Origin of the sequence: Pinisolibacter aquiterrae (assembly GCF_019160155.1) — a bacterium.
Taxonomy (GTDB): Bacteria; Pseudomonadota; Alphaproteobacteria; order Rhizobiales; family Ancalomicrobiaceae; genus Pinisolibacter; species Pinisolibacter aquiterrae.
On the sequence record NZ_JAFNIH010000044.1, the window covers coordinates 134,581 to 161,498 of the forward strand.

At 70.1% G+C, this 26,918-nt stretch carries 25 protein-coding genes; 10 read left to right on the forward strand and 15 right to left on the reverse strand.

Features of this window, described 5'->3' with window-relative positions; all coding sequences use genetic code 11:
- Window positions 1–23 precede the first annotated feature (23 nt).
- From J3S89_RS19430 to tesB, 4 genes are all read right to left on the reverse strand, one after another.
- Window positions 24–1,250 carry an aminotransferase class I/II-fold pyridoxal phosphate-dependent enzyme gene (locus tag J3S89_RS19430; protein WP_217929840.1) on the reverse strand — a complete coding sequence of 409 codons (1,227 nt, stop codon included), beginning with the start codon at window positions 1,248–1,250 and terminating at the stop codon, window positions 24–26.
- A 181-nt stretch (window positions 1,251–1,431) separates the two neighbouring features.
- Window positions 1,432–2,844 carry an ammonium transporter gene (locus tag J3S89_RS19435; protein ID WP_217929842.1) on the reverse strand — a complete coding sequence of 471 codons (1,413 nt, stop codon included), beginning with the start codon at window positions 2,842–2,844 and terminating at the stop codon, window positions 1,432–1,434.
- 20 nt (window positions 2,845–2,864) lie between these two features.
- Window positions 2,865–3,203 carry a P-II family nitrogen regulator gene (locus J3S89_RS19440; RefSeq protein ID WP_217929851.1) on the reverse strand — a complete coding sequence of 113 codons (339 nt, stop codon included), beginning with the start codon at window positions 3,201–3,203 and terminating at the stop codon, window positions 2,865–2,867.
- Window positions 3,204–3,607: 404 nt separating this feature from the next.
- Window positions 3,608–4,492, reverse strand: coding sequence for an acyl-CoA thioesterase II (tesB, locus tag J3S89_RS19445; protein WP_217929853.1), 885 nt, complete (start codon window positions 4,490–4,492; stop codon window positions 3,608–3,610).
- Window positions 4,493–4,696: 204 nt separating this feature from the next.
- On the opposite strand from tesB, the gene J3S89_RS19450 reads away from it, so the two are divergent.
- From J3S89_RS19450 to J3S89_RS19460, 3 genes are all read left to right on the forward strand, one after another.
- Window positions 4,697–5,929: a ubiquinone biosynthesis hydroxylase gene (locus tag J3S89_RS19450; RefSeq protein ID WP_217929855.1), complete on the forward strand. Its 1,233-nt coding sequence runs from the start codon at window positions 4,697–4,699 to the stop codon at window positions 5,927–5,929.
- Window positions 5,930–6,059: 130 nt separating this feature from the next.
- Window positions 6,060–6,353 carry a hypothetical protein gene (locus J3S89_RS19455; RefSeq protein WP_217929856.1) on the forward strand — a complete coding sequence of 98 codons (294 nt, stop codon included), beginning with the start codon at window positions 6,060–6,062 and terminating at the stop codon, window positions 6,351–6,353.
- A gap of 356 nt (window positions 6,354–6,709) precedes the next feature.
- The gene (locus tag J3S89_RS19460; protein ID WP_217929858.1) at window positions 6,710–6,964 is read left to right on the forward strand and encodes a hypothetical protein; all 255 of its coding nucleotides are present in this window, start codon (window positions 6,710–6,712) and stop codon (window positions 6,962–6,964) included.
- 183 nt (window positions 6,965–7,147) lie between these two features.
- On the opposite strand, the gene J3S89_RS19465 is transcribed toward J3S89_RS19460, so the two are convergent.
- From J3S89_RS19465 to ccmA, 6 genes are all read right to left on the reverse strand, one after another.
- The gene (locus J3S89_RS19465; RefSeq protein WP_217929868.1) at window positions 7,148–7,597 is read right to left on the reverse strand and encodes a GNAT family N-acetyltransferase; all 450 of its coding nucleotides are present in this window, start codon (window positions 7,595–7,597) and stop codon (window positions 7,148–7,150) included.
- Between the two features lie 117 nt (window positions 7,598–7,714).
- Window positions 7,715–8,341, reverse strand: coding sequence for a DsbE family thiol:disulfide interchange protein (locus J3S89_RS19470; protein ID WP_338019805.1), 627 nt, complete (start codon window positions 8,339–8,341; stop codon window positions 7,715–7,717).
- Window positions 8,338–8,568, reverse strand: a complete 231-nt coding sequence (gene ccmD, locus J3S89_RS19475) for a heme exporter protein CcmD (RefSeq protein ID WP_217929870.1) — start codon at window positions 8,566–8,568, stop codon at window positions 8,338–8,340. The genes J3S89_RS19470 and ccmD overlap by 4 nt, the downstream gene beginning before the upstream one ends.
- 79 nt (window positions 8,569–8,647) lie before the next feature.
- Window positions 8,648–9,379, reverse strand: a complete 732-nt coding sequence (locus tag J3S89_RS19480; RefSeq protein ID WP_217929872.1) for a heme ABC transporter permease — start codon at window positions 9,377–9,379, stop codon at window positions 8,648–8,650.
- A gap of 209 nt (window positions 9,380–9,588) precedes the next feature.
- Window positions 9,589–10,257, reverse strand: a complete 669-nt coding sequence (gene ccmB / locus J3S89_RS19485) for a heme exporter protein CcmB (RefSeq protein WP_217929874.1) — start codon at window positions 10,255–10,257, stop codon at window positions 9,589–9,591.
- Window positions 10,254–10,889 carry a heme ABC exporter ATP-binding protein CcmA gene (gene ccmA / locus J3S89_RS19490; protein WP_217929883.1) on the reverse strand — a complete coding sequence of 212 codons (636 nt, stop codon included), beginning with the start codon at window positions 10,887–10,889 and terminating at the stop codon, window positions 10,254–10,256. The genes ccmB and ccmA overlap by 4 nt, the downstream gene beginning before the upstream one ends.
- Before the next feature lie 208 nt (window positions 10,890–11,097).
- Here ccmA and J3S89_RS19495 point away from each other — a divergent pair, with 208 nt between their 5' ends.
- A complete protein-coding gene (locus J3S89_RS19495; protein WP_217929885.1) occupies window positions 11,098–11,865 on the forward strand; it encodes a DUF1223 domain-containing protein in 768 nt (255 codons plus the stop codon).
- Window positions 11,866–11,879: 14 nt separating this feature from the next.
- Here the strand turns inward: J3S89_RS19495 and J3S89_RS19500 are convergent, their stop codons facing one another.
- Complete coding sequence (locus tag J3S89_RS19500) at window positions 11,880–12,251, reverse strand: DUF2794 domain-containing protein (protein WP_217929887.1); 372 nt, start codon at window positions 12,249–12,251, stop codon at window positions 11,880–11,882.
- A 157-nt stretch (window positions 12,252–12,408) separates the two neighbouring features.
- Between J3S89_RS19500 and J3S89_RS19505 the strand changes: the two genes are divergently transcribed.
- On the forward strand, window positions 12,409–14,664 hold the full coding sequence (locus tag J3S89_RS19505; protein WP_217929903.1) for a glycoside hydrolase family 3 N-terminal domain-containing protein: 2,256 nt from the start codon (window positions 12,409–12,411) through the stop codon (window positions 14,662–14,664).
- On the opposite strand, the gene J3S89_RS19510 is transcribed toward J3S89_RS19505, so the two are convergent.
- Window positions 14,665–15,951: an acetylornithine deacetylase/succinyl-diaminopimelate desuccinylase family protein gene (locus tag J3S89_RS19510; protein WP_230489143.1), complete on the reverse strand. Its 1,287-nt coding sequence runs from the start codon at window positions 15,949–15,951 to the stop codon at window positions 14,665–14,667.
- Window positions 15,952–16,192: 241 nt separating this feature from the next.
- Between J3S89_RS19510 and J3S89_RS19515 the strand changes: the two genes are divergently transcribed.
- The 5 genes from J3S89_RS19515 (at window position 16,193) to J3S89_RS19535 (ending at window position 21,780) form a co-directional block, all read left to right on the forward strand.
- Entirely contained in the window at window positions 16,193–18,346 is a 2,154-nt protein-coding gene (locus J3S89_RS19515; protein WP_217929910.1) for a putative bifunctional diguanylate cyclase/phosphodiesterase, read from the forward strand.
- Between the two features lie 46 nt (window positions 18,347–18,392).
- Window positions 18,393–18,902: a tellurite resistance TerB family protein gene (locus tag J3S89_RS19520; protein ID WP_230489150.1), complete on the forward strand. Its 510-nt coding sequence runs from the start codon at window positions 18,393–18,395 to the stop codon at window positions 18,900–18,902.
- The gene (locus tag J3S89_RS19525) at window positions 18,899–19,615 is read left to right on the forward strand and encodes a glutamine amidotransferase (protein WP_217929919.1); all 717 of its coding nucleotides are present in this window, start codon (window positions 18,899–18,901) and stop codon (window positions 19,613–19,615) included. Before J3S89_RS19520 ends, J3S89_RS19525 begins: the two co-directional genes overlap by 4 nt.
- 594 nt (window positions 19,616–20,209) lie before the next feature.
- The gene (locus J3S89_RS19530; protein WP_217929921.1) at window positions 20,210–20,935 is read left to right on the forward strand and encodes a LuxR family transcriptional regulator; all 726 of its coding nucleotides are present in this window, start codon (window positions 20,210–20,212) and stop codon (window positions 20,933–20,935) included.
- Window positions 20,936–21,135: 200 nt separating this feature from the next.
- A complete protein-coding gene (locus J3S89_RS19535; protein WP_217929923.1) occupies window positions 21,136–21,780 on the forward strand; it encodes an acyl-homoserine-lactone synthase in 645 nt (214 codons plus the stop codon).
- A 149-nt stretch (window positions 21,781–21,929) separates the two neighbouring features.
- Here J3S89_RS19535 and J3S89_RS19540 read toward each other — a convergent pair whose 3' ends face one another.
- Genes J3S89_RS19540 through J3S89_RS19550 form a run of 3 tightly spaced genes read right to left on the reverse strand, consistent with a single transcriptional unit; the run spans window position 21,930 to window position 26,640 of the window.
- Complete coding sequence (locus J3S89_RS19540) at window positions 21,930–25,016, reverse strand: efflux RND transporter permease subunit (protein WP_217929931.1); 3,087 nt, start codon at window positions 25,014–25,016, stop codon at window positions 21,930–21,932.
- Window positions 25,013–26,095, reverse strand: a complete 1,083-nt coding sequence (locus J3S89_RS19545) for an efflux RND transporter periplasmic adaptor subunit (RefSeq protein ID WP_217929941.1) — start codon at window positions 26,093–26,095, stop codon at window positions 25,013–25,015. The genes J3S89_RS19540 and J3S89_RS19545 overlap by 4 nt, the downstream gene beginning before the upstream one ends.
- Window positions 26,092–26,640, reverse strand: coding sequence for an O-acetyl-ADP-ribose deacetylase (locus tag J3S89_RS19550; RefSeq protein WP_217929943.1), 549 nt, complete (start codon window positions 26,638–26,640; stop codon window positions 26,092–26,094). The genes J3S89_RS19545 and J3S89_RS19550 overlap by 4 nt, the downstream gene beginning before the upstream one ends.
- Window positions 26,641–26,918: the final 278 nt, after the last annotated feature.

Below are 26,918 nucleotides of genomic sequence, written 5' to 3' on the forward strand. Positions count from 1 at the left end.
GGGACGACTTCCTTCGATCGTGGTCAGCCGAGAGTTTCGACGATGCGGACGAGAGCGTCCTCGGTGAGGGCGAGCGATTCGACCATGGCGATGCGCAGCCAGCGCTCGCCGGGATTGGCGCCGTCGAGGCCGAGGCCGGAGAGGTAGCCGCCGGGGATGGTGCGCACCCCGGCCTCGCGCCACAGCCGCAAGGCGACCGCCTCGCCACCGCCGTGTTCGGCGACGTCGAGCCACAGGAAGAAGCCGCCGGGCGGCGTGGCATAGCCCCAGCGAGTGCCGAGGATGCGCTCGGCGGCGGCGAATTTGGCGTCGTAGAGGCGGCGGTTCTCGGCGACGTGGGTCTCGTCGGAGAGGGCGGCGACGGCGACGGCCTGGACCGGGGTCGGCACCTGCGGCGCCGCCATGTTGCGGAACGCCACCCAGCGCGACAGGAAGTCGCCGTCGCCGACGGCGAAGCCGCAGCGCAGGCCCGGCAGGTTCGAGCGCTTGGAGAGCGAATTGAAGGCGATCACGCGGGCGAAGCCCTCCGGCGTGGTCGCGGCGGCGGCGAGGACGCCCTCGGGCGGGTGGCCGTCGCGATAGATCTCCGAATAGCACTCGTCGGCGAAGAGCATGAAGCCGTGGCGCCGGGCGAGGGCGATCGCGCGGAGCCAGTCGGCGCGGGAGGCGACCGCCCCCTGCGGATTGGCGGGCGAGGCGTAATAGAGCGCGACGGTGCGGGCGAGGAGATCCTCGGGCAGGCGATCGAGATCGGGCAGGAAGCCGGTGTCGGGGCCGGCGTCGATCATCACGACCTCGCAGCCGGCGGCGGCGGCACCGGCGGCATAGGCCTGATAGAAGGGGTTGGGCAACAGGATCGCCGGGCGGTCGGAGGTGCCGGTCCAACGCCGGCGGGCCTCGAGCGCGGCGTAGAACAGGCCCTCGCGCGAGCCGTTGAGCGGCAGCACGCCGCGGTCGACGTCGATCGTGCCGGCGGTGAGGCCGAAGCGATGCTCCGACCAGTCGGCGACGGCGCGGCGGAAGGCGTCGGTGCCCTTGATGGTCGGATAGCGGCCGAAACCGGCGATCTCGCGGGCCATCACCGGCGCGACGAAGGCGGGGAGGGCATGGCGCGGCTCGCCGACCGTCAGATTGATCGGGGCCCGGCCCGGCGCGTGCGGCGCGAGCAGATCGGTCAGCCGCTGGAACGGCGACGTGAAGGCGACGTCGGCGGGGGCGGCGGAATGTGGGGCGGGCGTGGTCGCGGTCATGACGGTCCGATGTCTCGCAGATTCGGCCAAAGCCTAGCGGTCGACGGTTAAGCGGCTGTTAACCAAGCCGATCCGCAGCGTGGAAAGCGTCGACCGAACGAAACGAAAACCCCCGGATGGCGAGCCACCCGGGGGTCTTCTGGTCGGATCGGTCGGCGATCGGCGAGGCCGATCGACGGGATCAGTTGTAGGCGCGCTCGCCGTGGGTGGCGATGTCGAGGCCTTCGCGCTCCGCCTGCTCGGTGACGCGCAGACCGAAGATCATCTTGATCACATAGAGCGAGACGAAGGAGACGACGCCGGTGGTGACGATACACACCAGGACGGCCTTGGCCTGAATGACCAGCTGACCGGCGATGGTGTATTCGCCGACGCCGAAGCCGCCGAGCGAGGGGGCCGCGACGATCGCGGTGCCGAGCGCACCGACGACACCGCCGACGCCGTGGACGCCGAAGACGTCGAGGCTGTCGTCATAGCCGAGCATCGGCTTGATCGAGACGACCGCCCAGAGGCAGACCACACCGGCGACGGCGCCGAGGACGATGGCACCACCCGCGCCGGCGAGACCGGCGGCCGGGGTGATCGCGACGAGGCCGGCGACGGCACCCGAGGCGGCGCCGAGCATGGAGGCATGACCACGGGTCAGCCACTCGACGAACATCCAGGCGAGGGCGGCGGCGGCGGTGGCGACGATGGTGTTGAGGATCGCCTGAGCGGTCAGGCCGTTGGCCTCGAGGTTGGAACCGGCGTTGAAGCCGAACCAGCCGACCCACAGGAGGCAGGCGCCGATCATGGTCAGCACGAGGCTGTGCGGAGCCATGTTGTCCTTGTTGAAGCCGATGCGCTTGCCGAGGACGATACAGGCGACGAGACCCGCGACACCGGCGTTGATGTGAACGACCGTGCCGCCGGCGAAGTCGAGCGCGCCCCAGCCGAACAGCAGGCCCGAGGGAGCGTCGGCCGCGGACGGGCCGCCCCACCACCACACCATGTGGGCCATGGGCAGGTAGGAGAAGGTGAACCAGACCACCAGGAAGACCATCACGGCGGCGAACTTGATGCGCTCGGCGATGGCGCCGATGATCAGGGCCGGGGTGATCGCGGCGAAGGTGAGCTGGAAGATGACGAAGGTCAGCTCGGGGATGTAGACGCCCTTGGTGAAGGTCTCGGCGACGCTGTCGGTCGTGACCCCGGCGAGGAACATCTTGTCGAGCGTGCCGATGAAGGGCGTCAGCGCGGTCGCGTCGGCGGCGGTGCCGGCGCCGGTGAAGGCGAGCGAGTAGCCGTAGACGACCCAGAGGATCGAGATCAGCGAGAAGCCGGCGAAGACCTGAACCAGGACCGACAGCACGTTCTTGGAGCGGACCAGGCCGCCGTAGAACAACGCCAGACCCGGAATGGTCATCATGATGACGAGGATGGTGGAGACCAGCATCCAGGTCGTGTCACCCTTGTCCACCTTGGGGGCGGCGGCGGCCGTGGCGGCGGCATCCTGGGCGAAGGCCGGCAGAGCGGTGAAGAGGCTCAGACCGAGCGCGAGGGCGGAAGCCTTGGCGGCGTCGACACCTCTGTCGAGAGTGGGGACGAACTTCATACGGATTGCTCCTCTCGGGCTCAGAGCGCTTCGGTGTCGGTTTCACCGGTGCGGATACGGACGGCCTGATCGATGCCGTAGACGAAGATCTTGCCGTCGCCGATCTGGCCGGTCTTGGCGGCCGAGGAGATCGCCGCGACCACCTTCTCGACCTGATCGGTGTTGACCGCGATCTCGATCTTGATCTTGGGCAGGAAGCTCACCGCGTATTCGGTGCCGCGGTAGATCTCGGTGTGACCCTTCTGTCGGCCGTAGCCCTTGACCTCGGTCACGGTCAGTCCCTGCACGCCGATCGCGGTGAGGGCGTCGCGCACCTCGTCCAGCTTGAACGGCTTGATGATGGCCATCACGAATTTCATGTGGTGGTTCCCGTTTCCCTACGCCCGATCGGTGCGACCGGAGCTGACTGAAGACAGGTGCGGGCGGGTGAGGCCCGACCGACGCCACGGCCTTGTAATCAAGACCCGTGCCAAGTGTCCGAAATCGGCATCAATGTTTGAGAAACCAAGCGAATCCGCGACGCTTCCGGCGAACCGTTTCGGCGTGGCTCCTCGCAGATGCGAGACGACTGATGAAAAAATGTGCTGCCTTTGCCGAAAAATGGCCGAAACGCGGCGAATCATCGCGGGAAACTGCTCGAGAATGAGGCGTGTGCGCGAAGGCGCGACTCTCGCCTCCCCGGATTTCGGCCCGGCGCGGGCGCGATCGACTCGCGATCGGGCAGGACGACTCGTTATCGTGCAGGCGCCGATCGGGGGGGGCCTCAGCCGGGGGTTCCGCGCGTCCGCGCCGAGGCCTCGCGCATCAGGCCCTCCTGGGCGGTGGAGACGACGAGACGGCCGTCGCGCGTCCACAGCGATCCGCGGCAGAAGCCGCGCCCGGAGCCGGAGAAGGGGCTGTCCTGGTCGTAGAGCAGCCAGTCGTCGGCGCGGAACGGGGCATGGAACCACATGGCGTGGTCGAGGCTGGCGAGCTGGAGATCGCGATCGAACACCGAGCGGCCGTGGGCGAAGAGCGCGGTGTCGAGCAGCGTCATGTCCGAGGCATAGGCGAGGACGGCGGCGTGGAGGGCCGGATCGTCGGGCAGCGGGCCGGTGGTGCGGACCCAGACCTGCTGATGCGGATCGAGCGGCTGGTCGGAGACGTAATGGGCGAAATCGGTCGGGCGTAGTTCGATCGGCCGATCGCGCTCCCAATAGGCGCGGACGTTGTCGGGGGCGCCCTCGAGGAAGCGTTCCTTCAGTTCCTTCTCGCCCGGCAGGGTCTCGGGGAGCGGCGCGCTCGGCATGGTCACCTGATGGGTGAGGCCGACGTCCTCGCGGCGGTGGAAGGAGGCGGCCATCGAGAATATGGCGGCGCCGTGCTGGATCGCCACCACCCGGCGGGTGGTGAAGGAGCCGCCGTCGCGGATCCGCTCGACCTGATAGACGATCGGCACCGAGGGATCGCCGGGCCGCATGAAATAGCCGTGGAGGGAGTGGACCGGACGGTCCTTCACGGTGCGGGTCGCCGCCACCAGTGCCTGACCGACCACCTGACCGCCGAAGACGCGCTGCCAGCCGACCTGGGGGCTGCGGCCGCGAAAGAGATCCTGTTCCAGGGTCTCGAGGTCGAGGATGTCGAGGAGGCCGGCCACGGCGTCGTTCATCGGAGCGTCCCATCCGCAAGGGTGAAGCTGTTGCCGAGAGCGTTCGCATCCCTCGGCGCCGCGCGTCAAGGCGACTGTCGGAGCAGTGATCTTCGCGGAACGCGGCGCGGGTGGCGTTCGTGGCGCGCGCGCACTATGACTGATCCGGGAGCGACGCCGAGGCCCGAGGACGATCGGGCCGGCCCAGCCATCGAGGAGACCGTCATGCCGTTCGACTTCGACGTGATCATCGCCGGGGGTGGACACGTGGGCGCGTCGCTGGCGCTGGCGTTGAAGCGCGGCGATCCGCATCTGCGGGTGGCGATGATCGATCCGGCGCCGGTTCACGCGGGGGTGGATCTGCGCGCCTCGGCGATCGCGGCGGCGGCGCGGCGCTTCTACGAGAGCCTCGAGGTGTGGGCGCCGATGGCGGTGGAGGCGCAGCCGATCGTCGACATGGTGGTGACCGATTCGCGGCTCGACGACGCCGTGCGCCCGGTGTTCCTCACCTTCGACGCCGCGCTCGACACGGGCGAGCCCTTCGCCCACATGGTGCCGAACGGGGTGATGGTCCGCGCGCTCGTCGACGCGTGCCGCGCGGCCGGGGTCGATCTCCTGATGCCGGAGCGGGTGGTGGACTTCACCACCGGCGAGACGTCGGTGACGGTCGGGCTCGGCTCGGGGCGCTCGGTGACGGCGGGGCTCCTGGTCGCGGCCGACGGGGTGCGGTCGCGGCTGCGCGATCTCGCCGGGATCGGCGTGGTGAAATGGGACTACGGGCAGTCGGGGATCGTCACGACGGTGGCGCACGAGCGGCCACACGAGGGACGCGCCGTCGAGCATTTCCTGCCCTCGGGTCCCTTCGCCATCCTGCCGCTGATCGACGACGCCGACGGCCGCCATCGCTCGTCGCTGGTGTGGACGGAGAAGAGCGCGACGGCGGATCGGCTGGTGGCCGGCGACGACTTCACCTTCGCGCTCGAACTCGAGCGGCGGTTCGGTCGGCAGTTGGGGCGGATCGAGGTCCTGGCGCCGCCGAAGGCGTTTCCGCTCGGCCTGACGCTCGCGCGCGACTGGGTCCGGCCGCGGTTCGCGCTGGTGGGCGACGCCGCCCACGGCATTCATCCGATCGCCGGCCAGGGGCTCAACATCGGCCTGCGCGACGTGGCGACGCTCGCCGAGACGATCGTCGACGCGCGGCGGCTCGGGCTCGATCCGGGCGGGCTCGACGTGCTCTCGGGCTACGAGCGGCGCCGCCGCTTCGACGCCTTCGAGATGGGCGTGGTCACCGACGTGCTCAATCGGCTCTTCTCCAACGACCTGCCGCCGATCCGAGCGCTGCGCGACGTCGGTCTCGGGCTGGTCGATCGGCTCGGCGCGCTGAAGCGCCGTTTCATCCGCGAGGCGGCGGGGATCGACGGGGCGATCCCGCGCGCGATGCGGGGCGAGCGGCCCTGATCGGCTCGATGAACGTCGGCTGAAGATACGGATCAGAAGCGGTTCAGGGCGGGGGTGCGAGAGTGGCGTCATTCCGGAAGCGGGCATCGCCGCTTCGGTGGCTCCTCACTCGGACCCTTCGGAGGCCGTCATGATCTCTTCCTCGCGCAAGTCGCTTCTGGCTCTGGCCACTCTCGCCACGATCGTCACCGCCGGCTTCGCCGCGCCGGCCGCCGCCCAGGGCTGGGGCGGCTGGGATCGCGGCGGCTGGGATCGCGGCGGCTGGGAAGACCGCCGGGGCTGGGATCGCGGTCGCGGCGACTGGGGGTGGGGCCGTCGGCCCCATTGGCACCGCGAACGGTGCTGGGTCGAGGTTCGTCCGATGCGGGTGATGACCCCGTGGGGACCCCGCATCCGTCAGGTCGAGCAGCGCGTCTGCCGTTGAGGCACCTCGTGCGGACATGAACTGGACATGAACGATGACCTCAGGTCGAGTTCAGTCGATCGACCTCACCATCGATGGCGTCCGTCATGCGGGCGTCGCGATCTTCCGAAGTTCGGACGGTCATTCAGTCGAAAGTCGAGCGGTGTCTTTCCGGATCGACGGCGAGATACGAGCCTGACACACTTCCGTTGCCGTTCGTGGTGCCTTCGCGGCCCGGGATCGGTTCACGAACGCCGCGACGTCACCGACCAGACGTGCGCGGGGTTCTCGGGCGAAGGGTCGCAGAGCGCGGCCCGACGCCGACGAGGCTCGCGACGGTCGCCGCCGTCGCCGGCCTCGAGCCTCGGGAGGGGCCCATGTCGTTCTTCAACAAAAAGACTCTCTACGGACTGGTCGCGGCCGCCTTTCTGCTCGGCGCCGTCGGGCCGGCCGCCGCTCAGGGCTGGCATCGTCCGCCGCCGCCGCGTCCCGGTTGGGGCGCTCCGCCGCCGCCGATGCATCGCTGGCGCCCGCCGCCGCGCCGCCATTGCTGGACCCAGGAACGCCGGGTTCGCGTCATGACGCCGTGGGGACCGCGCTGGCAGACCCGCCACGTCCGCGTCTGCCGTTGAGGCGAAGGTCGAGCGGCCGGAGCGATCCGGCCGCCTCCGTCCGACGATCGTCGCGAGGGCCGGACCGGAAGGACGGTTCCTCGGATCATCGACATGTTTCCGCGCGGCGCCCTCACGGGCGCCGTCGGCGTCTCACGGCCAGGTGTCTCATGGCCAGGTGTCTCATGGCGCCGTCGCGCGGGATCACTGCCGGGTGATCGGGACCACGTGAATGCGCGCCGGGGCGGTCGGGGCGACGCGCTCGGGCAGCGTGGAGCGGGCGCCCTCCTCGTCGACGATCCAGCGCAAGCGGCTCCAGGCGCGCCGGCGTCCCTCGGCCGACACGGCGGCGAGAAGCTCGCGCCCGGCGCCGAGACCGCGTCGTTGCGGCCGGACGAAGAGCGTCTCCAGCAACCCCGTCTCCCGGCCGGTCAGGCAGTCGGTGAGCTCGTGGACGACGGCGACGCCGATCAACTCGCCGTCGAGGCGCGCACCGAAGAGTTCGATGCGCGGTTCGCAGAGCAATTGTTGCGCCCAGTAGCGATCCGGGCGCGGGGGCGATCCGCCGCGCCGTTCCTGAACGTGCTCGGCCAACAGCGTGGCGAGCGCGAGAGCGTGATCCGGTCCCAATCGTACGACGTCGACACTCGTCATCGAACGCAACTCCCCGAGAGGCTCGACGGCAAAGTTTCACCCAGGTGGCGGGTTTGTGCAAGTGCGTCGATCGTCGGCGGCGCCGGTGTGCGCCGCAGGACGGGGAGTGCGTGTCGATCAGGGCTTCGCGGCGGCGAGCGCCTCGTCGATCTTGGGGCCGAGCACGGTGCGGACTGCGCCGTCGGAGAGCGGGCCGATGAACTTGTAGGAGATCACGCCGTCGGCGCGCACGACATAGGTCTCCGGCACGCCGTAGACGCCCCAGTCGATGCCGACGCGGCCGTTCTCGTCGAGGCCGGTGGCGACATAGGGGTTGCCCATGTCGGTGAGCCAGCGCGCGGCGTTGGCGGGCTCGTCCTTGTAGGCGATGCCGACGAGGCGGACGCGAGGGTCGTTCTTCAGGCGCTTCAGGGTCTCGTGCTCGACGCGGCACTCGACGCACCAGGAGGCCCAGAAGTTGACGACGGTGACCTTGCCGGGGCCGGGGGCCTTCAGATCGGCGGCGGCGAGGCCGGGCATCGGCGAGCCGTCGGCGAGGGGCACCGGCACCGGCGCCAGCGCGAAGGCGGGGGCGGGCTTGCCGAGCAGCACCGAGGGCAGCAGCGAGGGATCTCCGCCGGTCTCGAGCTTGTAGAGGAAGAAGCCGGCCAGGGTCGCGAAGAGCACCAGCGGCAGCATCACCACCAGCCGGGAGCGCGGCGCCGGACGCTCGGCGTCCTCGGGGAGCGTGTCGAGTTCGGTCAACGGGCATCCCCCGTGGTCGGTTGCGCGGAGCGGCTCATGCCCATGCCCTGAGACTGACTCTGGGACTGGCCCTGGGAGCGGCGATGGACGCCGCGCGCCTCGAGTTCGGCGAGCCGGCGGCGCTGGGCGCGGCCGTCGAGCACCACCCAGGCGAAGAGCCCGACGACCACGAGGATCGAGAGGCCGTAGGAGGCGAGGATGAAGCCGGCGTGGTTTCCTAAATCCATGGCGCTCACTCCGCTCGGCCGCGTTGTTCGATCGCGTTCACTTCGCGATGGCGTTCGATGGTCGCTGCGTTCACGGCGTTCACTCCGCTCCAGCCGCTTCGATCATCCGCATGGTACGGATGCGGCGGCGGATGATCTCGTTGCGCATGGCCATCAGGTGGATCCACACGAACAGCAGCGAGAAGGCGACCGCCATGATCAGGAGCGGCACCAGCATCGAGGCGTCGATGGTCGAGCCGCCCATGCGGAACACCGACGCGGGCTGATGCAGCGTGTTCCACCAGTCGACCGAGAACTTGATGATCGGGATGTTGACGACGCCGACCAGCGTCAGCACCGCGCTCGCCTTGGCGGCGCGCAGCGGGTCCTCGATCGTCTCCTGGAGCGCGATCAGGCCGAGATACATGATGAAGAGGACGAGAACCGAGGTCAGCCGCGCGTCCCAGACCCACCAGGTGCCCCACATCGGCTTGCCCCAGAGCGAGCCGGTGGCGAGCGCGAGAAAGGTGAAGGCGGCGCCGATCGGCGCGGCGCATTTGGCCGAGACGTCGGCGAGCGGGTGGCGCCACACGAGGGTGCCGAGCGCCGAGGCGGCCATGGTCATGTAGCAGAACATCGACAGCCACGCGAAGGGCACGTGGATGTACATGATCTTGACCGTCTCGCCCTGCTGATAATCGGCGGGCGCGCGGAAGAAGACCAGCCACAGGCCGACCGCGAAGGTGACGATCGTCGCCCCGGCGAGCCAGGGCAGGATCTTGGCGACCAGACCCAGGAAGCGGGTCGGGTTGGCGTAGTCGATCAGACGCATCGTCTCGTCCCGATGATGGCCCCCCGCTCGCAGACGCGACGGAGGCCCGCGGCCGGAACACCCCTCGTGTCGCGGTCGGCGGTCGTCTCGGTCCCGTTTCTAGAGCGCGACCGGCCCGGCATCAATGCGGCCTTGCGCCGTATTCCGCCTTGCGCGGGATCAAGTCGGCGTGACGAGGCTCGCGGACGACGATTTCGGGCCGCTCGGGATCATTCCCCGGCGTGACGCAGGGCGGCGGCGGCGGCGACCGGGCCGAGCACCATGGCGAAGAGGCCGAGGGCGGCGAGGATCGCGAAGGGGGTGGTGAAGGGCATGCCGCCGTAGAGCACCGCCGTCGCCGAGGAGACGCCGAAGATCATCACCGGCACGGTCAGCGGCAGGACCAGGATCGCCAGCAGCAGGCCGCCGCGCTTCAAGGTGACGGTCAGCGCCGCGCCGATCGCCCCGGTGAAAGTGAGCGCCGGCGTGCCGACCAGCAGCGTCAGGGTGGTCGCGCCGATGGCGATCGGTTCCATGTTCATGAAGATCGCGAGCAGCGGCGAGGCGATCACCAGCGGCAGGCCGGTCGCCGCCCAATGGGCGAGGCATTTGACCAGAACGACCAACTCGAGCGGGCTCTCGCCCATCAGGATCAGATCGAGGCCGCCGTCGTCGCGATCGACCTGGAACAGGCGGTCGAGCGACAGCAACGTGGCGAGAAGCGCACCGATCCACAGGATCGCCGGGCCGATGCGCGACAGGAGGTTCAGGTCGGGGCCGACGCCGAAGGGCACCACGGTGACGACGATCAGGAAGAACAGCGCCCCCATCAGGGCGCCGCCGCCGACGCGGACGGCGAGCTTCCATTCGCGGGCGAAGAGGGCGAGGAGCGCGTTCATGCCGCTTCTCCGACGATCGCCGGTCCGAGCCGGAGCCCGTCGATGCGGGCGAAGGGGAGATCGAGATGGGTCGCGGCGACGACCAGACCACCGGCGTCGAGATGCTCGCCGACGATCTCGAGCAGGCGCGCCTCGGAGGCGGCGTCGAGCGCGGAGGTCGGCTCGTCGAGCAGCCAGATCGGGCGGCGCGTGACGAGGAGGCGGGCGAAGGCGAGGCGGCGGCGCTGGCCGGCGGAGAGATAGGCGGCGGGCAGATCAATCAGGCGGGCGAGACCGACCCGGTCGAGCGCGTCGAGGACGGTGCCGTCGGCGACGCCGAAGAAATCGCGCCAGAAGGCGAGGTTCTCAGCCACCGAGAGCTGGTTCTTGAGCGCGTCCTGATGGCCGAAATAGTGGCAGTGCTGGGCGATGGTCAGATCGGGGTCGCCGCCCTCGATCACGAGGTCACCGGCGACCGGGCGCAACAGACCGGCGATCAGGCGCAGGAGCGTCGACTTGCCGGCCCCGTTGGCGCCGGTGACGACCAGGGCGCGGCCGGCGACGGCGCGAAACGACAAATCGGCGAGGACCCGGCGGCCGCCGCGATCCAGGGTCAGGGTCCGGCCCTCGAGGCTGGAGACGGGGGAGGCCATGGGCGCTTTCGCTCCTGGGATGCCGGCGGCGGTGGGGTGGCGTCCCGCCACCGAGCCGCCCTTGTCTAGGCGATCGCCGGACCCTGGGCAACCGTCGGCGATCGTGCCGTCGCGGCGGATTTCACCCGGAAGTGACTGGTCCCGTGATGGGCCGGCAACTATTGTGCGCATCGCCGTGAGGACCGATCGGCAGAGAGCGAGACGATTGGTGAAGCAGCATCGACATGTGATCGGGACGGCGTTGGTGGCCGCCCTCTCCTCGACGCCGACGATCGGCGCCGAGGCGCCCTCCTCGGCGCGGCCGGTGGCGGTGGTCGAACTGTTCACCAGCCAGGGCTGCGCCAACTGCCCGCCGGCCGACGCCTTCCTGAGCGATCTCAGCCGCGAGGCCGACGTCGTGGCCCTGTCCTACGCGGTCGACTACTGGGACTACATGGGCTGGAAGGACACCGCCGCCAAGCCCGAGTTCACCCGGCGCCAGAAGGCCTATGCCGAGCGGCGCGGCGATCACGACGTGTTCACGCCACAGGTGGTGATCAACGGCCGCGCCCGACTGGTCGGATCCGACCGCGCCGGCATTCGCCGCGAGATCGCCGCCGGGGCGACCGTCCGCCACGATCTCACCGTGCCGATCGAGCTCGAGGCCAATCGCGAGGCGCTCCAGGTGCGCCTGCCCGACGCGCCGGCCGGCGGCGAGCCGGTCCATGCGACGGTGTGGCTGGCACGGTTCGACGAGGTCCGTTCGGTCTCGGTCGGGCGCGGCGAGAACCACGGCCGCACCCTCAGCTACGCCCATCTGGTGCGCTCGCTGCAGCCGATCGGCATGTGGAAGGGCAAGGCGCTGACCATCGAACTGCCCCGTCAGGAGATGGCGACCGATCCCAACATCGGTTGCGCCGTGCTGATCCAGGACGTCGAGCAGGATCGTCCCGGCCGGATCCTCGGGGCGCGGATCTGCACCGCGCCGACGAGCTGAGCGACGGCTCGGACTCAGAGATCGACCAGACGGGGTTTCTTCTCCAGCACGGCGAGGACGCGCGCGAGGTCGGAGCCGCGCTTGAGGATGCGTCCGCCGATGTCGAGCACCGCGTAGGTGCCCTGGCGGGTCGCCAGTTTCGGGTTCTTCTCGATGCGGTGGAGGGGGGCCTCGGAGGTGCGGCGGAAGATCGAGAAGACGGCGCGGTCCTGGAGATGGTCGATGGCGTAGTCGCGCCACTCACCCGCCGCCACCATGCGCCCGTAGACGTTCAGAATGGCGGAGAGTTCGCGGCGATCGAAGGTCACCGGGCGGTGGTCCTCGCGCGGCCGAAAGGCCACGATCGCCGGTTCGGCATCGCCGGTTCGCATGCGTCCGTCGTCCATGCCCGATCCTTCGTCGACGCAGGAAAGTCCATGATCGACGAGGCGGCGGCGGCTGACAAGTCCGAAGCGCGACGGCGCCCGTGGCGGGGACGGAATTGACGCCGGCGACGGGGATCGCCACTGTCGCGGCCTGCCTCGCCCGAGCCCCGGATCCCGCATGTCCCTCGCTTCGACCTTCCGCCTCGCCCGTCGCCTCGCGGTGATCGGCCTCGGCCTCACCGTGCTCGTCGCCGCCGTCCCGCCGTGCCGCGCCGAAACGTCCGTCGCGGTGAACGCCTCCGGGCTCTCCGACGCCGAGATCGAGAGCCGGATCACCGATCTCCTGGGGCGGATGACGCTCGAGGAGAAGATCGGGCAGATGTTCTCCAACGGATGGGGGCCGGAGTTCGACGAGGGCGAGGTGAGCAAGGGCCGGGTCGGCATGGTCTCGACCGTCGAGGAGCCGGAGGTGATGGCGCGGCTGCAGCGACTGGCGCGCGGCTCGCGGCTCGGCATCCCGCTGATCTTCGCGCGCGACGCGCTGCACGGCTATCGCACCCTCGCTCCCGTGCCGCTCGGTCTGGCGGCGACCTTCGACGCCGACACCATCCGCGCGGTCGGGCGGATCACCGGCCGTGAGGCGTCGAGCCAGGGGTTGCATCTGACCTTCTCGCCGATGATCGACGTCACCCGCGATCCGCGTTGGGGGCGGGTCGTCGAGGGGCCGGGCGAGGATCCGTTCCTGGCGTCGGTGTTCTCGCGCGCCATGGTCGAGGGGCTCGCCTCGGGCGGGCTGCGGGCGACGCTCAAGCATTTCGTCGGTTACGGCGCGGTGCGGGCCGGCCGCGACTACGCCGAAGCCGAGATCTCGACGCCGACGCTCGCGGATCTGCATCTGCCGCCGTTCCGCGCCGGGATCGAGGCGGGCGCGCAGATCGTGATGGCGGCCTTCTCGGTGCTGAACGGGGTGCCGGTCACCGCCGATCACCGGCTCCTCACCGATCTCCTGCGCAAGGAATGGGGGTTCGACGGCATCGTCGTCTCCGATTGGGACGCCGTGCGCGAGTTGATGCCGCACGGGGTGGCGGGGTCGCGAGCCGAGGCGGTCGAGAAGGCGGTGATGGCCGGCATCGACGTGGAGATGGCGGGCGGGCTCTATCGCGAGCAACTGCCCGGTCTGGTCGCCTCCGGGCGGGTGCCGATGGCGCGGATCGACGAGGCGGTGCGGCGCGTGCTCCGGGTCAAGTTCCGGTTCGGCCTCTTCGATCGCGCGCGGACGCCGGAGGTCGATCCGGTGGTGGCGGCGCGAGCCATGGCGACGCCGGAGATCCGGGCGGTGGCGCTCGAGGCGGCGCGACGCTCGATCATTCTGCTGAAGAACGAGGGCGGTCCCGACGCCGGCCTCCTGCCCCTGACCCGACCGCCGAAGCGGATCGCGGTGATCGGGGCGGCGGCGAAGGACGCGGGCGATCTGATGGGCTCGTGGGGCGCCAAGGGCGATCGCGCCGACGTCACGCTCTTCGCCGACGCCCTGCGCGATCGGTTGGCCCCGAAGGGGGTGCGGGTGCGCTACGCGGAGGGCTGCGACGACGCCTGTCTGAAGACCGGGGGGTTCGAGGCGGCGGTGGGGCTGGCGAAGCGGTCGGATCTCGTCGTCGCGGTGCTCGGCGAGCCCTGGTACATGACGGCGGAATCGACCTCGCGCACCCGTCTCGGCCTGCCCAACCGTCAGCAGGCGCTGCTCGACCGTCTTGCGGCGACGGGAAAGCCGGTGGTGCTGATCGTGCTCGCGGGGCGGCCGATGGTGATGGTCGACGCCTGGCCGAAGGCGCGGGCGATCCTCTATGCCTTCTCGCCCGGGACGATGGGCGGCGAGGCGCTGGTCGACGTGCTGACCGGGGCGGTCGATCCGTCCGGACGGCTGCCGATGAGCCTGCCGCGCGCGGTCGGCCAGATCCCGATCACCTACGACCTCTTGCCGACCGGACGGCCACCGAGCCCCGGCGACACGCTCGCGGCGCGCTATCTCGACGAGGAGACGACGCCGTTCCTGCCGTTCGGTCACGGTCTCTCCTACACGCGCTTCGCCTATTCCGACCTTTCGGTCGAGACGCCGACGGTGCCGCTCGACGGGGTGGCGCGCGTGAGCGTCACGGTGACCGACACCGGCGCGCGGGCGGGGCGGGAGATCGTCCAGCTCTACGTCCACGACGTCGTGGCGAGCCGGTCGCGGCCGCTCCGGCAGTTGAAGGGGATCGCGGTCGTCGATCTCGAGCCGGGCGAGGCGAAGCGGGTGACGATCGCGGTGCCGGTGGCGGAGCTGGGCTTTTCCGACGACGACGGCCGCCGGGTGATCGAGCCGGGCCGGTTCGACGTCTTCGTCGGCGGGTCCTCGGCGGCGACGCTCACGACCGCCTTCGAGGTGGTGAAGTGATCAGTCGGTCTCGACGCCGAGCAGGGTGAGGGTGGCGGCGGCCATGATCTCGGCGGAGGCGACGAGATCGTCGATGCCGACCCATTCGTCGGGTTGATGGGCGAGTTCGAGCCGGCCGGGGCCGTAGGCGACGCAGTCGAGCCGGGTGGCGAGACGCGCGAGGTGCTTCTGGTCGTAGGTGCCGGGCGAGGCGACGTGGGTCGAGGGGCGATCGAGCACCCGGTGGATCCAATGATCGAGCGCGCCGACGACCGGGGCGTCGGGCTCGGTCATGGTGGGCGGGAAGCTCATCAGGTCGTCGAGGCGCCAGTCGAGGCCGGGGCGGGCGGCCTTCACGCGGTCGAGCAGATCGACGATCTCGCCGCGCACGTCCGCCTCGTCCTCCTCGACCAGCCAACGGCGATCGATCACCAGCCGGCAACTGTCGGCGACGAGCGGGGCGGGAAGGCCGTCGCCGTCGCTCTCGTCGAGACCGCCGTGGACCGAATTGAGATTGAGGGTGGCGGCGCGGGCGCCCTCGGGCACGCAGGGCATGCGGGTGCGGCGCTCGGCGAGTTTCGGCAGAAGTTCGGTCTCGATCAGGCCGAGAAGATCGGCCATGCCGCGGATCGCGGAGACGCCGAGGAAGGGCATCGAGCCGTGGGCGATGCGGCCGGTCATCTCGATCCGGCTCCACCAGACGCCGCGATGACCGAGGCAGACCCGGTCGACGCCGAGCGGCTCGGGCACGATGACGTGGTCGACCCGGCCGGGGGCGAAATACCCCTGTTCGACCAGATGGGCGAGGCCGCCGAAGCCGCCGGTCTCCTCGTCGGCGGTGGCCGAGATCTCGAGCGCGCCGGGCAGCGGAAGGCCGAGATCGGTCAGCGCCTCGACGGCGACGATCGCCGCGGCGAGGCCGCCCTTCATGTCGGCGGTGCCGCGTCCCCAGACGCGGCCGTCGCGGACGAGCCCCTCGAAGGGATCGACGGTCCAGCCCTCGCCGGGCTCGACCACATCGATATGGCCGTTGAAATGGACGGTCGGGCCGGGGCGGGCGCCCTCGCGGCGGGCGATCAGATTGAGCCGGGGGGTGGCGTCGCAGTCGCCGGGGGCGCCCTCGGCGCGCAGGATCCGGGTGGAAAAGCCGGAGCGGGCGAGGCGCTCGGCGAGGAGGCGCACGCAGGCGTCGTAGTCGCGTCCCGGCGGATTGACGGTCGGAATGCGGACGAGGTCGCGGGTGAGCGCGACGAGATCGTCGCGGCGCGCGTCGATCGAGGCGAAGAGAGCGGAGATCGAGACCGGCACGGCACCTCGCGGAAATCGAGGAAGATCACCGTCGACGATACCGGGTCCATCGCGTCCGGCAAGGGTCGGCCGAGCAGACGGCTCGAGAAAACTGACACTTGTGACATTTCGAGAAACATCTTTTTCTTCGTCTCATTCGATCGGGTGACCGATTCGACTTGCGAGTCCGGTGTGAGGTCCGAGGGTCGGCGATCGGTGCACGCGCCGTCTTCCGAAACGTCGATGGAAGGTCGGGATGGCGGTGGACGAGCGCGGAGGATCCGGCGACCACGACGATGCCACGAGGCTCGCCGCCCTGCTCGAGGCGATCGAGGCGATTCCCGACGGCTTCGTCCTCTATGACGCCCGCGACCGGCTGGTGCTGAACAACGGCGCCTTTCGGGCCCTCAATGCCGACGTCGCCGACGTGATCCGGCCGGGAATCCGGTTCGCGGATCTGTTGGAGGCCAAGGCGTCGGCGTCGCGGCGGGCGCTCGACGGCGGCTCGCGTCGTCGCTGCGGGATCGACTGCGCCCCGGCCTGCGACGATTGGCGGGGGTGCCGGCAGCGGACCCATGGCGACAGCCACGGGGTGATGTTCGAGACGACGCCGGACGGCCGATGGGTGCGGGTCGACGAGCATCGCACCCCGAGCGGCATGACGGTGGGCATCCGCACCGATCTCAGCGATCTGCGCGACGTGCAACAGCAGTTGGCCCGGTCGGAGGCGAAGTTCCGCACGCTCTTCGCGATGGCGCCGATCGGCATCGTCCGCACGACCACCGACGGCCGGATCGTCGACGCCAACCCGGCCTTCGCGGTGATCACCGGCTCCAGCCCGGACGATCGCCGGCTGCTGCCGGATCTGTTCGATCCGCGCGATCGCGACGCGGTGGCGGCGGATCTGGCGAAGGCGGCCGAGGCCGGCGACCACGGTCCGGTCGAGCGCCGGCTGGTCGCTCCCGACGGCGGCGAGGTGGTGCTGTCGCTGGAGGGGACGCGGGCGGTCGAAGAGGATGGCACGGTCTTCCTGTGGTCGATCCTGCGCGACGTCACCGAACGCAGCAAGAGCGAGGCGCGGATCTGGCACGCCGCCCATCACGATCCGCTGACCGGGCTGCCCAACCGCAAGTATCTCGGGGAGCTCCTGGCCGATCGGCTCGACGGGGCCGACGAGGTGGCGCTGCTCCTGATCGACCTCGACAATTTCAAACAGGTCAACGACACGCTCGGCCACGAGACCGGCGACGCGGTGCTGCGGGCGACGGCGGAGCGTCTGCGCGCGGGGCTGCGCGCCGGCGACGTGGTGGCGCGGCTCGGTGGCGACGAATTCGCGGCGGTTCTGGCCGGCCCGATCGGCCTCGCCGAGGCGCGGGCGTTGGGCGAACGGCTGATCGAGGCGATCGGGCGCGACGTCGTCCATCGCGACCATGCGATCCGTGTCGGCGGGAGCATCGGCATCGCGTCGGTGCCGCAGCACGGATGCGGCGCCGACGATCTGCTCGGGGCGGCCGATCTCGCCCTGTTCGCGGCGAAGCGAGCCGGCCGCAATCGCGCAGTGATCTTCGCGCCGGCGATGCAGGTGGCCAATCGCCGGCGTTTCGAGATCCTCTCCGGCGCCCGCGAGGCGCTGGCGGAGGGGCGGATCGTGCCGTTCTATCAACCGATCGTCGCCTTCGACGACGGCGCGGTCATCGGTTTCGAGGCGCTGTGCCGGGTGGAGAGCGACGACGGCGTGCGGTCGTTTTCGCCGGAGGTCTTCGGCCACACCGATCTCGGGCGGACGCTCGACGAGCGGATGATCGACCTCGTGACCGCCGACATGGCGGCGTGGCGGGCGGCCGGGCACGTCTTCGGGCGCGTCGCCGTCAACGTCTGCGACGCCGACTTCTCGCGTCAGGGCTTCGACGTCCGGCTGTTCGAACGGCTCGAGGCGCGCGGCCTCGAGGCGTCGATGCTGGAACTCGAGGTGACCGAGACGGCGCTCCTCGAGGTCGCCGACGGATCGCTGGCGGCGGGGCTCGACCGGCTGCGGGCCGGCGGCATCGCGCTGGCGCTCGACGATTTCGGCACCGGCCACGCCTCGCTGGTGCATCTGAAGACGCTGCCGGTCGACCGGGTCAAGATCGATCGCTCCTTCGTCTCCGACGTGGTGTTCGACACGGCGAGCCGGGCGATCGTCGGCGCGCTGACCCGGCTCGGACGCGGGCTCGGCAAGGAGGTCGTCGCCGAAGGGGTGGAGACCGAGGGGCAGCACCGCGCCCTGGTCGATCTCGGCTGTCGATGCGGGCAGGGCCATCTCTACGGCCGGCCGATGCCGGCGGCGGCGGCGACGCGGCTGCTCGAGACGGCGGAGCGCGCGGGCGCGGCGGCGCGGGTCGCGGTGGTTGGCAAGCGCGCATCACATCTGCGATAGTCGTCGCGGAGCCTCTCGTGGAGAGGTGGACGACCCCGTGGATGCGATGCTGAATGCTCTCAGACGCCTGTTCGCCGACCTGATCGCGCGCGAGACCCTGCCGGTCTTCGCCGAGGACGACCCGCGCGTCGCGGTGGCGGCGCTGATGTGCCACGTGATCGCCGCCGACGGCGTGGTGCGGCCGACCGAGCGCGAGCGCATGGTCGCGGAACTGGCGCAACGCTATCGGCTGAGCGACGACGACGCCCGCGATCTCGCCGAGGCGGCGCGGCGGGTCGAGTTGGAGAGCGCCACGGTGCAGCGCTTCACCGCCGGGCTCGAGCGCGGGCTGCCGCTCGCGGAACGGCGCGAGATCGTCACCGCGCTCTGGAAGATCGTCTTCGCCGACGGCGTCGTGCACGAGTTCGAGGATGCGGTCGTCGGACGCATCGCCGATCTGCTCGGGCTCGAGCCGCACGATCGCACCGCGCTGCGCAAGACCGTCGAGGCGGAGAGTGAGGAGGCGGCGATCCGGGCTGCCGAGGCGGCCGTCGAACCGGCGAGAGCGACGCCTTGAAGACAGCCGCGCCCGAACCCCTGCCGATCCTGATCGTGCTGCACCAGGAGACGTCGTCGCCCGGGCGGGTCGGCGACATGCTGAAGCGGCGCGGTCATCGGCTCGACATTCGCCGGCCGCGTTTCGGCGATCCGCTGCCGGCGACCATGGCCGAACATGCCGGCGCCGTCGTCTTCGGTGGCCCGATGAGCGCCAACGACGACGACGACTGGGTGCGCCGGGAAATCGATTGGATCGGCGTGCCGCTCGCCGAGGAGAAGCCGTTTCTCGGCATCTGTCTCGGTGCGCAGATGATGGTGCGTCACCTCGGCGGCACGGTGAAGATGCACCCGCACGGCGACCTCGAAGTGGGGTGGTTTCCGCTCCGGGCGACGGCGGAGGGGCGCACGCTGATGCCGTCGTGGCCGGGCTGCGTCTATCAATGGCACCGCGAGGGGTTCGATCTGCCCGCCGGCACGCGGCTCCTGGCGGAGGGCGACCGCTTTCCCCATCAGGCGATCGCGGTCGGCAGGCGCGCCTTCGGCATCCAGTTCCACCCCGAGCTGACCCTGGCGATGCTCCATCGCTGGACGGTCCGGGCGCTCCACCGGATGGAGGGGCCGGGCGTGCAGACGCGGCGCCAGCATTTCGACGGGCGCGAACTGCACGACCGCCAGATGCGGCTGTGGGCGGAACGTTTCCTCGACCTGTGGCTGGCGCCCGAGCCGGGCTGAGGCCGGCGATCCCCGTTTCGGACCGCCTCGCGCGGACCCACGAACGAAGACCCCGCCACCTCGGGGGAAGGTGACGGGGTCGATCGTTGGGGGGTATCGACGTCTCGAGGGGGGATCCAGGGGGGGGGGGAGGATCTCGCTCGCTCGTCGCTCGGACGGCCCGAACACGGCTCCAGACGAACCGGAGGGTATTGGGGGGCTCGGGGGGCCGGCTCGTCGCCGTCGTTCGAACCGTCCGTTGCGATGGGGAGAAGATCGCCGGTCAAGATGGCTCGCACTTGACCGAAATCCGGCGAAACTTCGGCAGCGATCACGAATTCCGGAGGAGCGTGTCGCCGGGAACACGCCGCGTCGGGTTTGCCAAGACCGGAAAGGACTTCGGCGGGACGGCGGAATCGCCTCGGGTCTCGGATCCGGGCCGAATTTCTGAAATGTCAGATGCGTCGGCGGCATCCGGGCGGCGCCTATACTATCGTCATGTTGCGAAAGGGAAACAGGATCGGGCATGTTTTCACTTCGTTCATGCCCGTGTGATCCCCTGTGTGACTTCCAGGCCCGGACGGGTCATCGATCGGAACCGAGATCGTCGCCTTCATGAACCGATTGCAGAGCGCCCTGGACTTCATCGAAAGCATCTCGAATGAAGTCGACGTCGACGCGATGCTGGACCGGCTGCGTCGCGTGGTCGGTCAATTCGGATTCGATTCCTTTCTCTTGACCGGGGTGCCGGATCCGGGGCGGCGGATCGACGGCTACATCATGTTGTCGGGTTGGAACGAGAGCTGGCTCGAGCGCTACGTGTCGCAGGACTATGTCCAGATCGATCCGATCGCGCGGCGTCTCCAGAGCGCGACCGACCCCTTCACCTGGTCGGATGCCATCCAGGGCCGGGAACTGGCGCCGGACGCGCGCCGGGTCATGGCGGAAGCCGCCGACATCGGCATGTGCGACGGGCTGTGCGTGCCGCTCTACGATCTCGACGGGCGGCGGTCGGTGTTGTCGCTGGCGTCGCAGTCGATCGACCTGTCGCCGGCGGACAAGGGCGTGCTGCATCTGGTGGCGATGTATGCCCAGAACCGGATCCACGACATGGTCGGTTCGAACGCCGGACGGCGCGCGGTGCGTCCGGCGCTGAGCCCGCGCGAGCGGGAGTGTCTGCAGTGGACCGCGGCCGGCAAGACCTCCTGGGAGATCGCCGCGATCCTGTGTCTGTCGCAGTCGACCACCGACGGCTACATCGCCTCGGCCACCCGCAAGCTCGGCGCCGCCAATCGCACTCAGGCGGTGGCGGAAGGCATTCGGCGCGGCATCATCCATTGATCATTCATTGATCCTCGGGTGCTTTCGGGCACCGTGCAGGTCGTCGCGAGAACAACCGCAAATAATTGATGGTTGTACTTTTCGTCACGGCACTCGATCATTGTAAAAGTGCATTCTCGCCTCATCATCCTCGTGGCGCTCGCCGGGAATCACCCGTGCGAGCACGCCGTCGCAGAGACGACAACCATGAGGACAACGAGATGATCCGGATCTTTCAGAACGTCACCGCCGCCGACCGCATCGACGAATTGGAGCAGGCCTGGCGCCTGCGTCACCGCGTCTTCGTCGAGGAGAAGAATTGGACCGATCTGGCACGCGCCGACGGTCGCGAAATCGATCAGTTCGATCACGACGAGGCGGTTCATCTGTGCGTGATGCGGGGGCGGCAGGTGGTCGCCTATGCGCGCATGTTGCCGACCACGCGGGCGCATCTCCTGTCCGACGTGTTGCCGGAGCTCTGCCGGTTCCGCGACGTGCCGCGCGGGGCCGACACGCGCGAATGGACGCGTCACTGCGTCCATCCCGATCACCGCGGCTCGACCTTCGCCATGGGCGAGGTGGAGCGCGAGCTGGTGTTGGGGATCGTCGAGTGGAGCGCCGCCAACGGCATCGACCATCTGACCGCCGAGGGGCATCCGGTGTGGGTCTCGCGGCTGCTGCGGCTCGGCTTCGGGGTCGAGCCGCTGTGTCTGCCGACGCCGATCGCCGGGGAGATGGCGATCGGGCTCCACATCACCGTGAGCGAGGCGACGGTGGAGAAGACGCGGCGGCTGTTGGCGCCCGAGCGCATCGATCTGCCGAAGGCGGCGATGGGGGGACGCGATCGGCCGGCGGCGCGGGCCTGAACCCGCACGGCGGCGGCGCGGTCTCGGACCCGTCCCACGACATCCGGCTCGCCGGGAATTCATGGGGGCAGGTCCGGCCGGCCGGCGCCGGTTCGGGCTCGCCTTCGCTCACGATGTCTCGAAGCGGTCGAAACATCGTGAGCGCGGCCTCACGACGGCAGCGTCGCCTCGACCGAGGGCGTCTCGATCGGCTTGCGGCGGCGGGTGAAGACCATCAGCGCCGAGGGCGTCACCACCAGCGTCAGCACGGTGGCGAAGGCGAGGCCGAAGACGATGGCGTTCGACAGGTGGATCCACCACTGGGTCGAGGGCGCGCCGATCGTCGTCTCGTGCAGCAGCAGATCGGGATTGACGCCGAAGGCGATCGGCAGGACGCCGAGGATCGCCGTCACGGCGGTCAGAACCACCGGACGGGCGCGCTCGCGGCAGGTCTCGAGGGCGGCGGCGCGCTTGTCCCAGCCCTCGTCCATCAGGCGGTCGAAGGTGTCGATCAGCACGATGTTGTTGTTCACCACCACGCCGGCCAGCGCGATGATGCCGATGCCGCTCATCACCACGGAGAAGGCGAGGCCCTCGGCCATCAGGCCGAGGAAGACGCCGATGGTGGAGAAGATCACCGCCGACAGCACCAGCCCGACCGAGGTGAAGCGGCCGAACTGGGCGAGCAACACCGCGAAGATGAGGAACATCGCCGTGCCGAAGGCCTTGCCGAGGAAGGCGGAGGCCTTGCGGCGTTCCTCGTCCTCGCCCTTCAGCTTCCAGCGAATGCCGGGGCCGAGATCGAGGCCGGCCAGTTCCTTCGTCACCGCCTGCTGCACGTCGGCGGCCTGGGCGCCCTCGCGCAGGTTGGCGGAGACGGTGAGGACGCGCTCGCCGTCGACCCGGGAGAGGCGGCCGACGCGCGGCGCGGGCTTGCGCTCCATCACGTTGCCGATCGGCACCGAGCCGGCGGGCGAGTTGATGCGCAATTCGTCGAGGGTCGCCAGCGTGCGGCGTTCGGGCGGGAAGCGCAGCACGATGTCGACCGAATCGGTGGTGTCGGAGGGGCGATATTCGGTCAGTTTCAACCCGTTGGTGACGAGCTGGACGGCGGCGCCGACGGTGCCGACCGAGACGCCGTATTTGGCCGCCTCCGAGCGCTTGACCTCGAGGCGCCAATCGATGCCGGGGATCGGCTTGGCGTCGTCGATGTCGACCGCCTCGGGGTGAGTGGCGAGGAGGGCCGTCACCTTGGCGGCGGCGGCGGGAAGCTTCTCCGGATCGCTCGCGGAGATCTGGATCTGGATCGGCTTGCCGGTGGGGGGGCCGGCCTCCGGCTTCCTCGGTTCGACCTCGAGGCCGGGCATGCCGGTGGTGCGGGCGCGGATGTCCTCGAGCACGGCCTTGGCGGGGCGGCGTTCGCGCCAGTCGACCATTTCGAACTGGATGACGCCGATGACGTCCTCGGCGACGTCGCCGGAGCCGCCCTTCTGCTCGCCGACGCGGGTGTAGATCTGCTTCAGCTCGGGCATGCCGAGCAGGCGCTTCTCGACGGCGGCGACGGCGAGGTTCTTCTCCTCGAGGGAGAGATTGCCGCGGGCATGGACGTGGACGAGGCCGTAATCGGGCTCGACCTCGGGGAAGAAGATCACGCCCGAGCCGACGCGGCCGTAGACCTGCGGCACGATCAGGAGCAGCGCCACGGCCAGCGCCAGCACGGTCTTGGGATGATCGACGGCGCGGCCGACGATCTTCATGTAGAGGCCGTCGACCTTCTTCACCTCGTGTTTTGGCGGGCGGCCGAACAACGAGCCGAGGGTGGGGGTGAAGATCAGCGAGAAGATCAGCGAGGCGGAGAGCGTCGCGATCAGCGTGATCGGCATGTATTTCATGAACTCGCCGACCGTGCCGGGCCAGAACAGGAGCGGCGAGAAGGCGGCGACGCGGGTGGCGGTGGCGGCGAAGACCGGACCGGCCATGCGCTTGGCGGCGAGCGAATAGGCGGCGGGCGGGGCCATCCCCTCCTCCATCCGCCGTTCCGCGAATTCCGCGACGATGATGGCGTCGTCGACCAGCATGCCGACGGCGAGAATGAGCGAGAACAGGACGACGATGTTGACCGTCAGTCCGGCCAGCGACAGCCACAGGATGCCGAGCAGGAACGAGGTCGGGATGGCCAGGCCGATCATCGTCGAGGCGCGGAAGCCGAGCGACCACAGGATCACCACGAAGACCAGGAGGACGGCGATCAGCACCGAGTTCTGGAGGTCGTCGAGGAGGCGGCGAATGTCGGTCGACTTGTCCTGGGAGAAGCCGATGTGGACGCCCTCGGGCAGTTTGGCGGCATATTGGCCGGCGACCCATTTCACCGCGTCGACGGTCTCGATCAGGTTGGCGCCGGTGCGCTTGACCACCTCGATGGCGATCGCCGGACGGCCGTCGATGCGGGTGATCGAGGTGGCGTCCTTGAAGGTGCGCCGCACGCTCGCGACCTCGAGGGCGCGCACGACCGCGTTGGGACCGGCGACGATCGGCAGATCGGCGATGTCGGCGAGGCCCTCGATCAGCGAGGGGATCTTGACGGCGTAGCGCCCCTGGGCGCCCTCGAGCGTGCCGGCGGCGACGAGCTGGTTGGAGCCCGAGGCGATCGCCAGCAATTGGTCGAGCGAGACGCCGTAGGACTGGAGCAGCATCGGGTCGACGTCGATCTCGACGAGATCGTCGCGGGCGCCCTGGAGATCGGCGGAGAGGACGCCGGGGATCTGCTCGATCGACTGGCGCAGGTCGCGGGCGAGCCGGGTCAGGGTGCGTTCGGGCGCGTCGCCGGAGACGGTGACGACCAACACCGGGAACAGCGACAGATTGACCTCGCGCACCGCCGGTTCGTCGGCGGCGGTGGGCAGGTCGCGCTTGGCGTCGTCGACCTTGGCGCGGACGTCGGCGAGCGCGGTGGCGCTGTCGAAGCCGGCGTTGAACTCGAGCAGCACGTAGCCGCCGCCCTCGTAGGCCTGACTCCGCATCTCCTTGACGTTGGTGACCGACTTCAGGGCGGTCTCGACCGGGCGCAGCAGCAGCCGTTCGCCGTCCTCCGGCGAGATGCCGCGCAGGGAGAGCTGGACGTAGACGATGGGGATGCGGACGTCCGGCTCGGCCTCCTTGGGGATCGAGACATAGGCGAAGGCGCCGGCCACCAGCGTGAAGATCAGGCAGACGAGCGTCAGCCGCCAATTGCGGATGGCGAGATCGACCGGGCTCATTCGACGTTCTCCGCCGCGACCTTCTCACCCGCCTGGACGAACTCCTGACCGGCGACGATGACGCGGGCGCCGTCGGCGATGCCGGCGAGCCAGAGGCCGTCGGGGGTGTCGTCGAGGATCTCGACCTTGCGGAAGGCGACGACGTCGCCCGCCTCGACGGTGCGCACGCCGATGGCGCCGTCGTCGGCGAGGGAGAGGACCGAGCGCGGCAGGCGCACCGCCGGCAGCGGATCCGACGGCAGCACGATCTCGGCGGTGAGGCCGGCCGCGATGGCGTTGCCGGGATTGGCGGCCTCGACCTCGACCCGATAGGTGCGGGTCTTTTCGGCGGCGGCGCGCGAGACGTAACTGACCTTGGCCGAGACGGTCTTGCCGGAGACGAGGCGGATTTCGGCCGGGCGGCCCAACTCGACGCGGCCGATCGCGCGCTCGCTGACCTCGCCGGCGACGACGATCGGGTCGAGGGCGAGGACGGTGGCGATCAGGCGGCCCTCGGCGACCGCCTGACCGCGCTCGACCGGGATCTGATCGACGATGCCGGCGATCGGCGTGGCGAGGCGCTTCTTGTCGACCTCGACGCGGGCCATCTCGAGGGCGGCGGCGGCGGCGTCGACGGCGGCCTTGGAGGAGACCAGATTGAGGCGTGGCCCGGCGCCGGTGGCGGAGAGGCGGCTCGCCGCCTCCCATTCGGCGCTGCGTTGGGCATAGAGCGCCTCGGCCTGCTTGAGGGCGGCGAGGCGGCCCTCGTCGGCGAGGCGGGCGATGACCGTGTCGGCGGGGACCTCCGAGCCCTTGGCGACCGGCAGGTCCTCGACGATGCCGGGGCCGCGCGCGGTCACCGACACGGTCTTGTTGGCCTCGGTGCGGCCGGAGACGACGAGAAGGCGGGCGTAGGCCTTCGCCTCGGCGCGGATCACCCCGACCCGGCGCAGCGGCGGTGCCACGGTCTCGGCGGCGCGGGCGGCGGGCACGCGGGAGCCGGGCGTGCCGAAATGGCCGAGGGCGATCCAGGCGCCCATGGCGGCGAGTACGGCGACGGCGACGACGCGATTGGCCCCGGCGGGGAGATGGACTTTCATGCGACCTCCGTCGGGGCGGCCAGCGCTTCGCGATGCCAGCGCGCGGCAGCGTCCGAGAAACAACAGAATACCACGTGGGCGGCGGCGAAATGCGACAGTTCGGCGCGAACCGCGGCGACCGCGATCGCCGCCGCCGGGCGGCCGGGATAGCCGTAGACGCCGGTCGAGATCGACGGAAAGGCGATCGAGGCGAGGCCGTGGGTCCGGGCGAGCCGCATGGCGTTGCGATAGGCGCCGGCGAGCAGGGCCGGTTCGCCGGCCGCGCCGCCGCGCCAGACCGGGCCGACGGCGTGGATGACGTGAGCGGCGGGAAGGCGGTGGCCCCCGGTGATGCGTGCCTCGCCGGTCGGGCAGCCGCCGAGCGTCCGGCACTCGGCGAGGAGGCCGGGACCGGCGGCGCGGTGGATCGCCCCGTCGACGCCGCCACCACCGAGCAGGCTCTCGTTGGCCGCGTCGACGATGGCGTCGAGCGCCAGGGTCGTGATGTCGGCGACGATCACCGCGAGGAGATGCGGGCCTTGGCGATGCTCGGTTCGATCGATCATGGTCCCTGATCTCGCGTCTCGGACGATCGTTCGACGACACTTAAGGGGAGGACGCGGCGGGGTCGAGGGCGGGCACCCGAAAAAGTGGCCATCGGCCGCAGGTTCGAGCCCCCGCGTCGCCGATCGAGTGAGATCGATCGCGGCAAGGTCATCGTCGGCGTCGGCGCCGTCTTCGCGGCTCTCGGCGGTCGGGTCGCGTCCCGGCGGGGCGCGCGGAACAGTTCTATGCAGCGTCGAAGTTTTTTCTATGCTGACGAAGACGCTGTCGTGAGATGAAA

Bases quoted from the DNA above. Each gene is read 5' to 3' on its own strand.
- J3S89_RS19520 (WP_230489150.1), top strand. From the start codon at position 18,393: ATGCTGAATGCTCTCAGACGCCTGTTCGCCGACCTGATCGCGCGCGAG.
- J3S89_RS19500 (WP_217929887.1), bottom strand. From the start codon at position 12,251: ATGGACGACGGACGCATGCGAACCGGCGATGCCGAACCGGCGATCGTG.
- ccmD (WP_217929870.1), bottom strand. From the start codon at position 8,568: ATGGATTTAGGAAACCACGCCGGCTTCATCCTCGCCTCCTACGGCCTC.
- J3S89_RS19460 (WP_217929858.1), top strand. From the start codon at position 6,710: ATGTCGTTCTTCAACAAAAAGACTCTCTACGGACTGGTCGCGGCCGCC.
- J3S89_RS19430 (WP_217929840.1), bottom strand. From the start codon at position 1,250: ATGACCGCGACCACGCCCGCCCCACATTCCGCCGCCCCCGCCGACGTC.
- J3S89_RS19465 (WP_217929868.1), bottom strand. From the start codon at position 7,597: ATGACGAGTGTCGACGTCGTACGATTGGGACCGGATCACGCTCTCGCG.
- J3S89_RS19535 (WP_217929923.1), top strand. From the start codon at position 21,136: ATGATCCGGATCTTTCAGAACGTCACCGCCGCCGACCGCATCGACGAA.
- J3S89_RS19455 (WP_217929856.1), top strand. From the start codon at position 6,060: ATGATCTCTTCCTCGCGCAAGTCGCTTCTGGCTCTGGCCACTCTCGCC.
- J3S89_RS19440 (WP_217929851.1), bottom strand. From the start codon at position 3,203: ATGAAATTCGTGATGGCCATCATCAAGCCGTTCAAGCTGGACGAGGTG.
- J3S89_RS19550 (WP_217929943.1), bottom strand. From the start codon at position 26,640: ATGATCGATCGAACCGAGCATCGCCAAGGCCCGCATCTCCTCGCGGTG.
- J3S89_RS19540 (WP_217929931.1), bottom strand. From the start codon at position 25,016: ATGAGCCCGGTCGATCTCGCCATCCGCAATTGGCGGCTGACGCTCGTC.
- ccmB (WP_217929874.1), bottom strand. From the start codon at position 10,257: ATGAACGCGCTCCTCGCCCTCTTCGCCCGCGAATGGAAGCTCGCCGTC.
- J3S89_RS19450 (WP_217929855.1), top strand. From the start codon at position 4,697: ATGCCGTTCGACTTCGACGTGATCATCGCCGGGGGTGGACACGTGGGC.
- tesB (WP_217929853.1), bottom strand. From the start codon at position 4,492: ATGAACGACGCCGTGGCCGGCCTCCTCGACATCCTCGACCTCGAGACC.
- J3S89_RS19435 (WP_217929842.1), bottom strand. From the start codon at position 2,844: ATGAAGTTCGTCCCCACTCTCGACAGAGGTGTCGACGCCGCCAAGGCT.
- J3S89_RS19545 (WP_217929941.1), bottom strand. From the start codon at position 26,095: ATGAAAGTCCATCTCCCCGCCGGGGCCAATCGCGTCGTCGCCGTCGCC.
- J3S89_RS19480 (WP_217929872.1), bottom strand. From the start codon at position 9,379: ATGCGTCTGATCGACTACGCCAACCCGACCCGCTTCCTGGGTCTGGTC.
- J3S89_RS19505 (WP_217929903.1), top strand. From the start codon at position 12,409: ATGTCCCTCGCTTCGACCTTCCGCCTCGCCCGTCGCCTCGCGGTGATC.
- J3S89_RS19530 (WP_217929921.1), top strand. From the start codon at position 20,210: ATGAACCGATTGCAGAGCGCCCTGGACTTCATCGAAAGCATCTCGAAT.
- ccmA (WP_217929883.1), bottom strand. From the start codon at position 10,889: ATGGCCTCCCCCGTCTCCAGCCTCGAGGGCCGGACCCTGACCCTGGAT.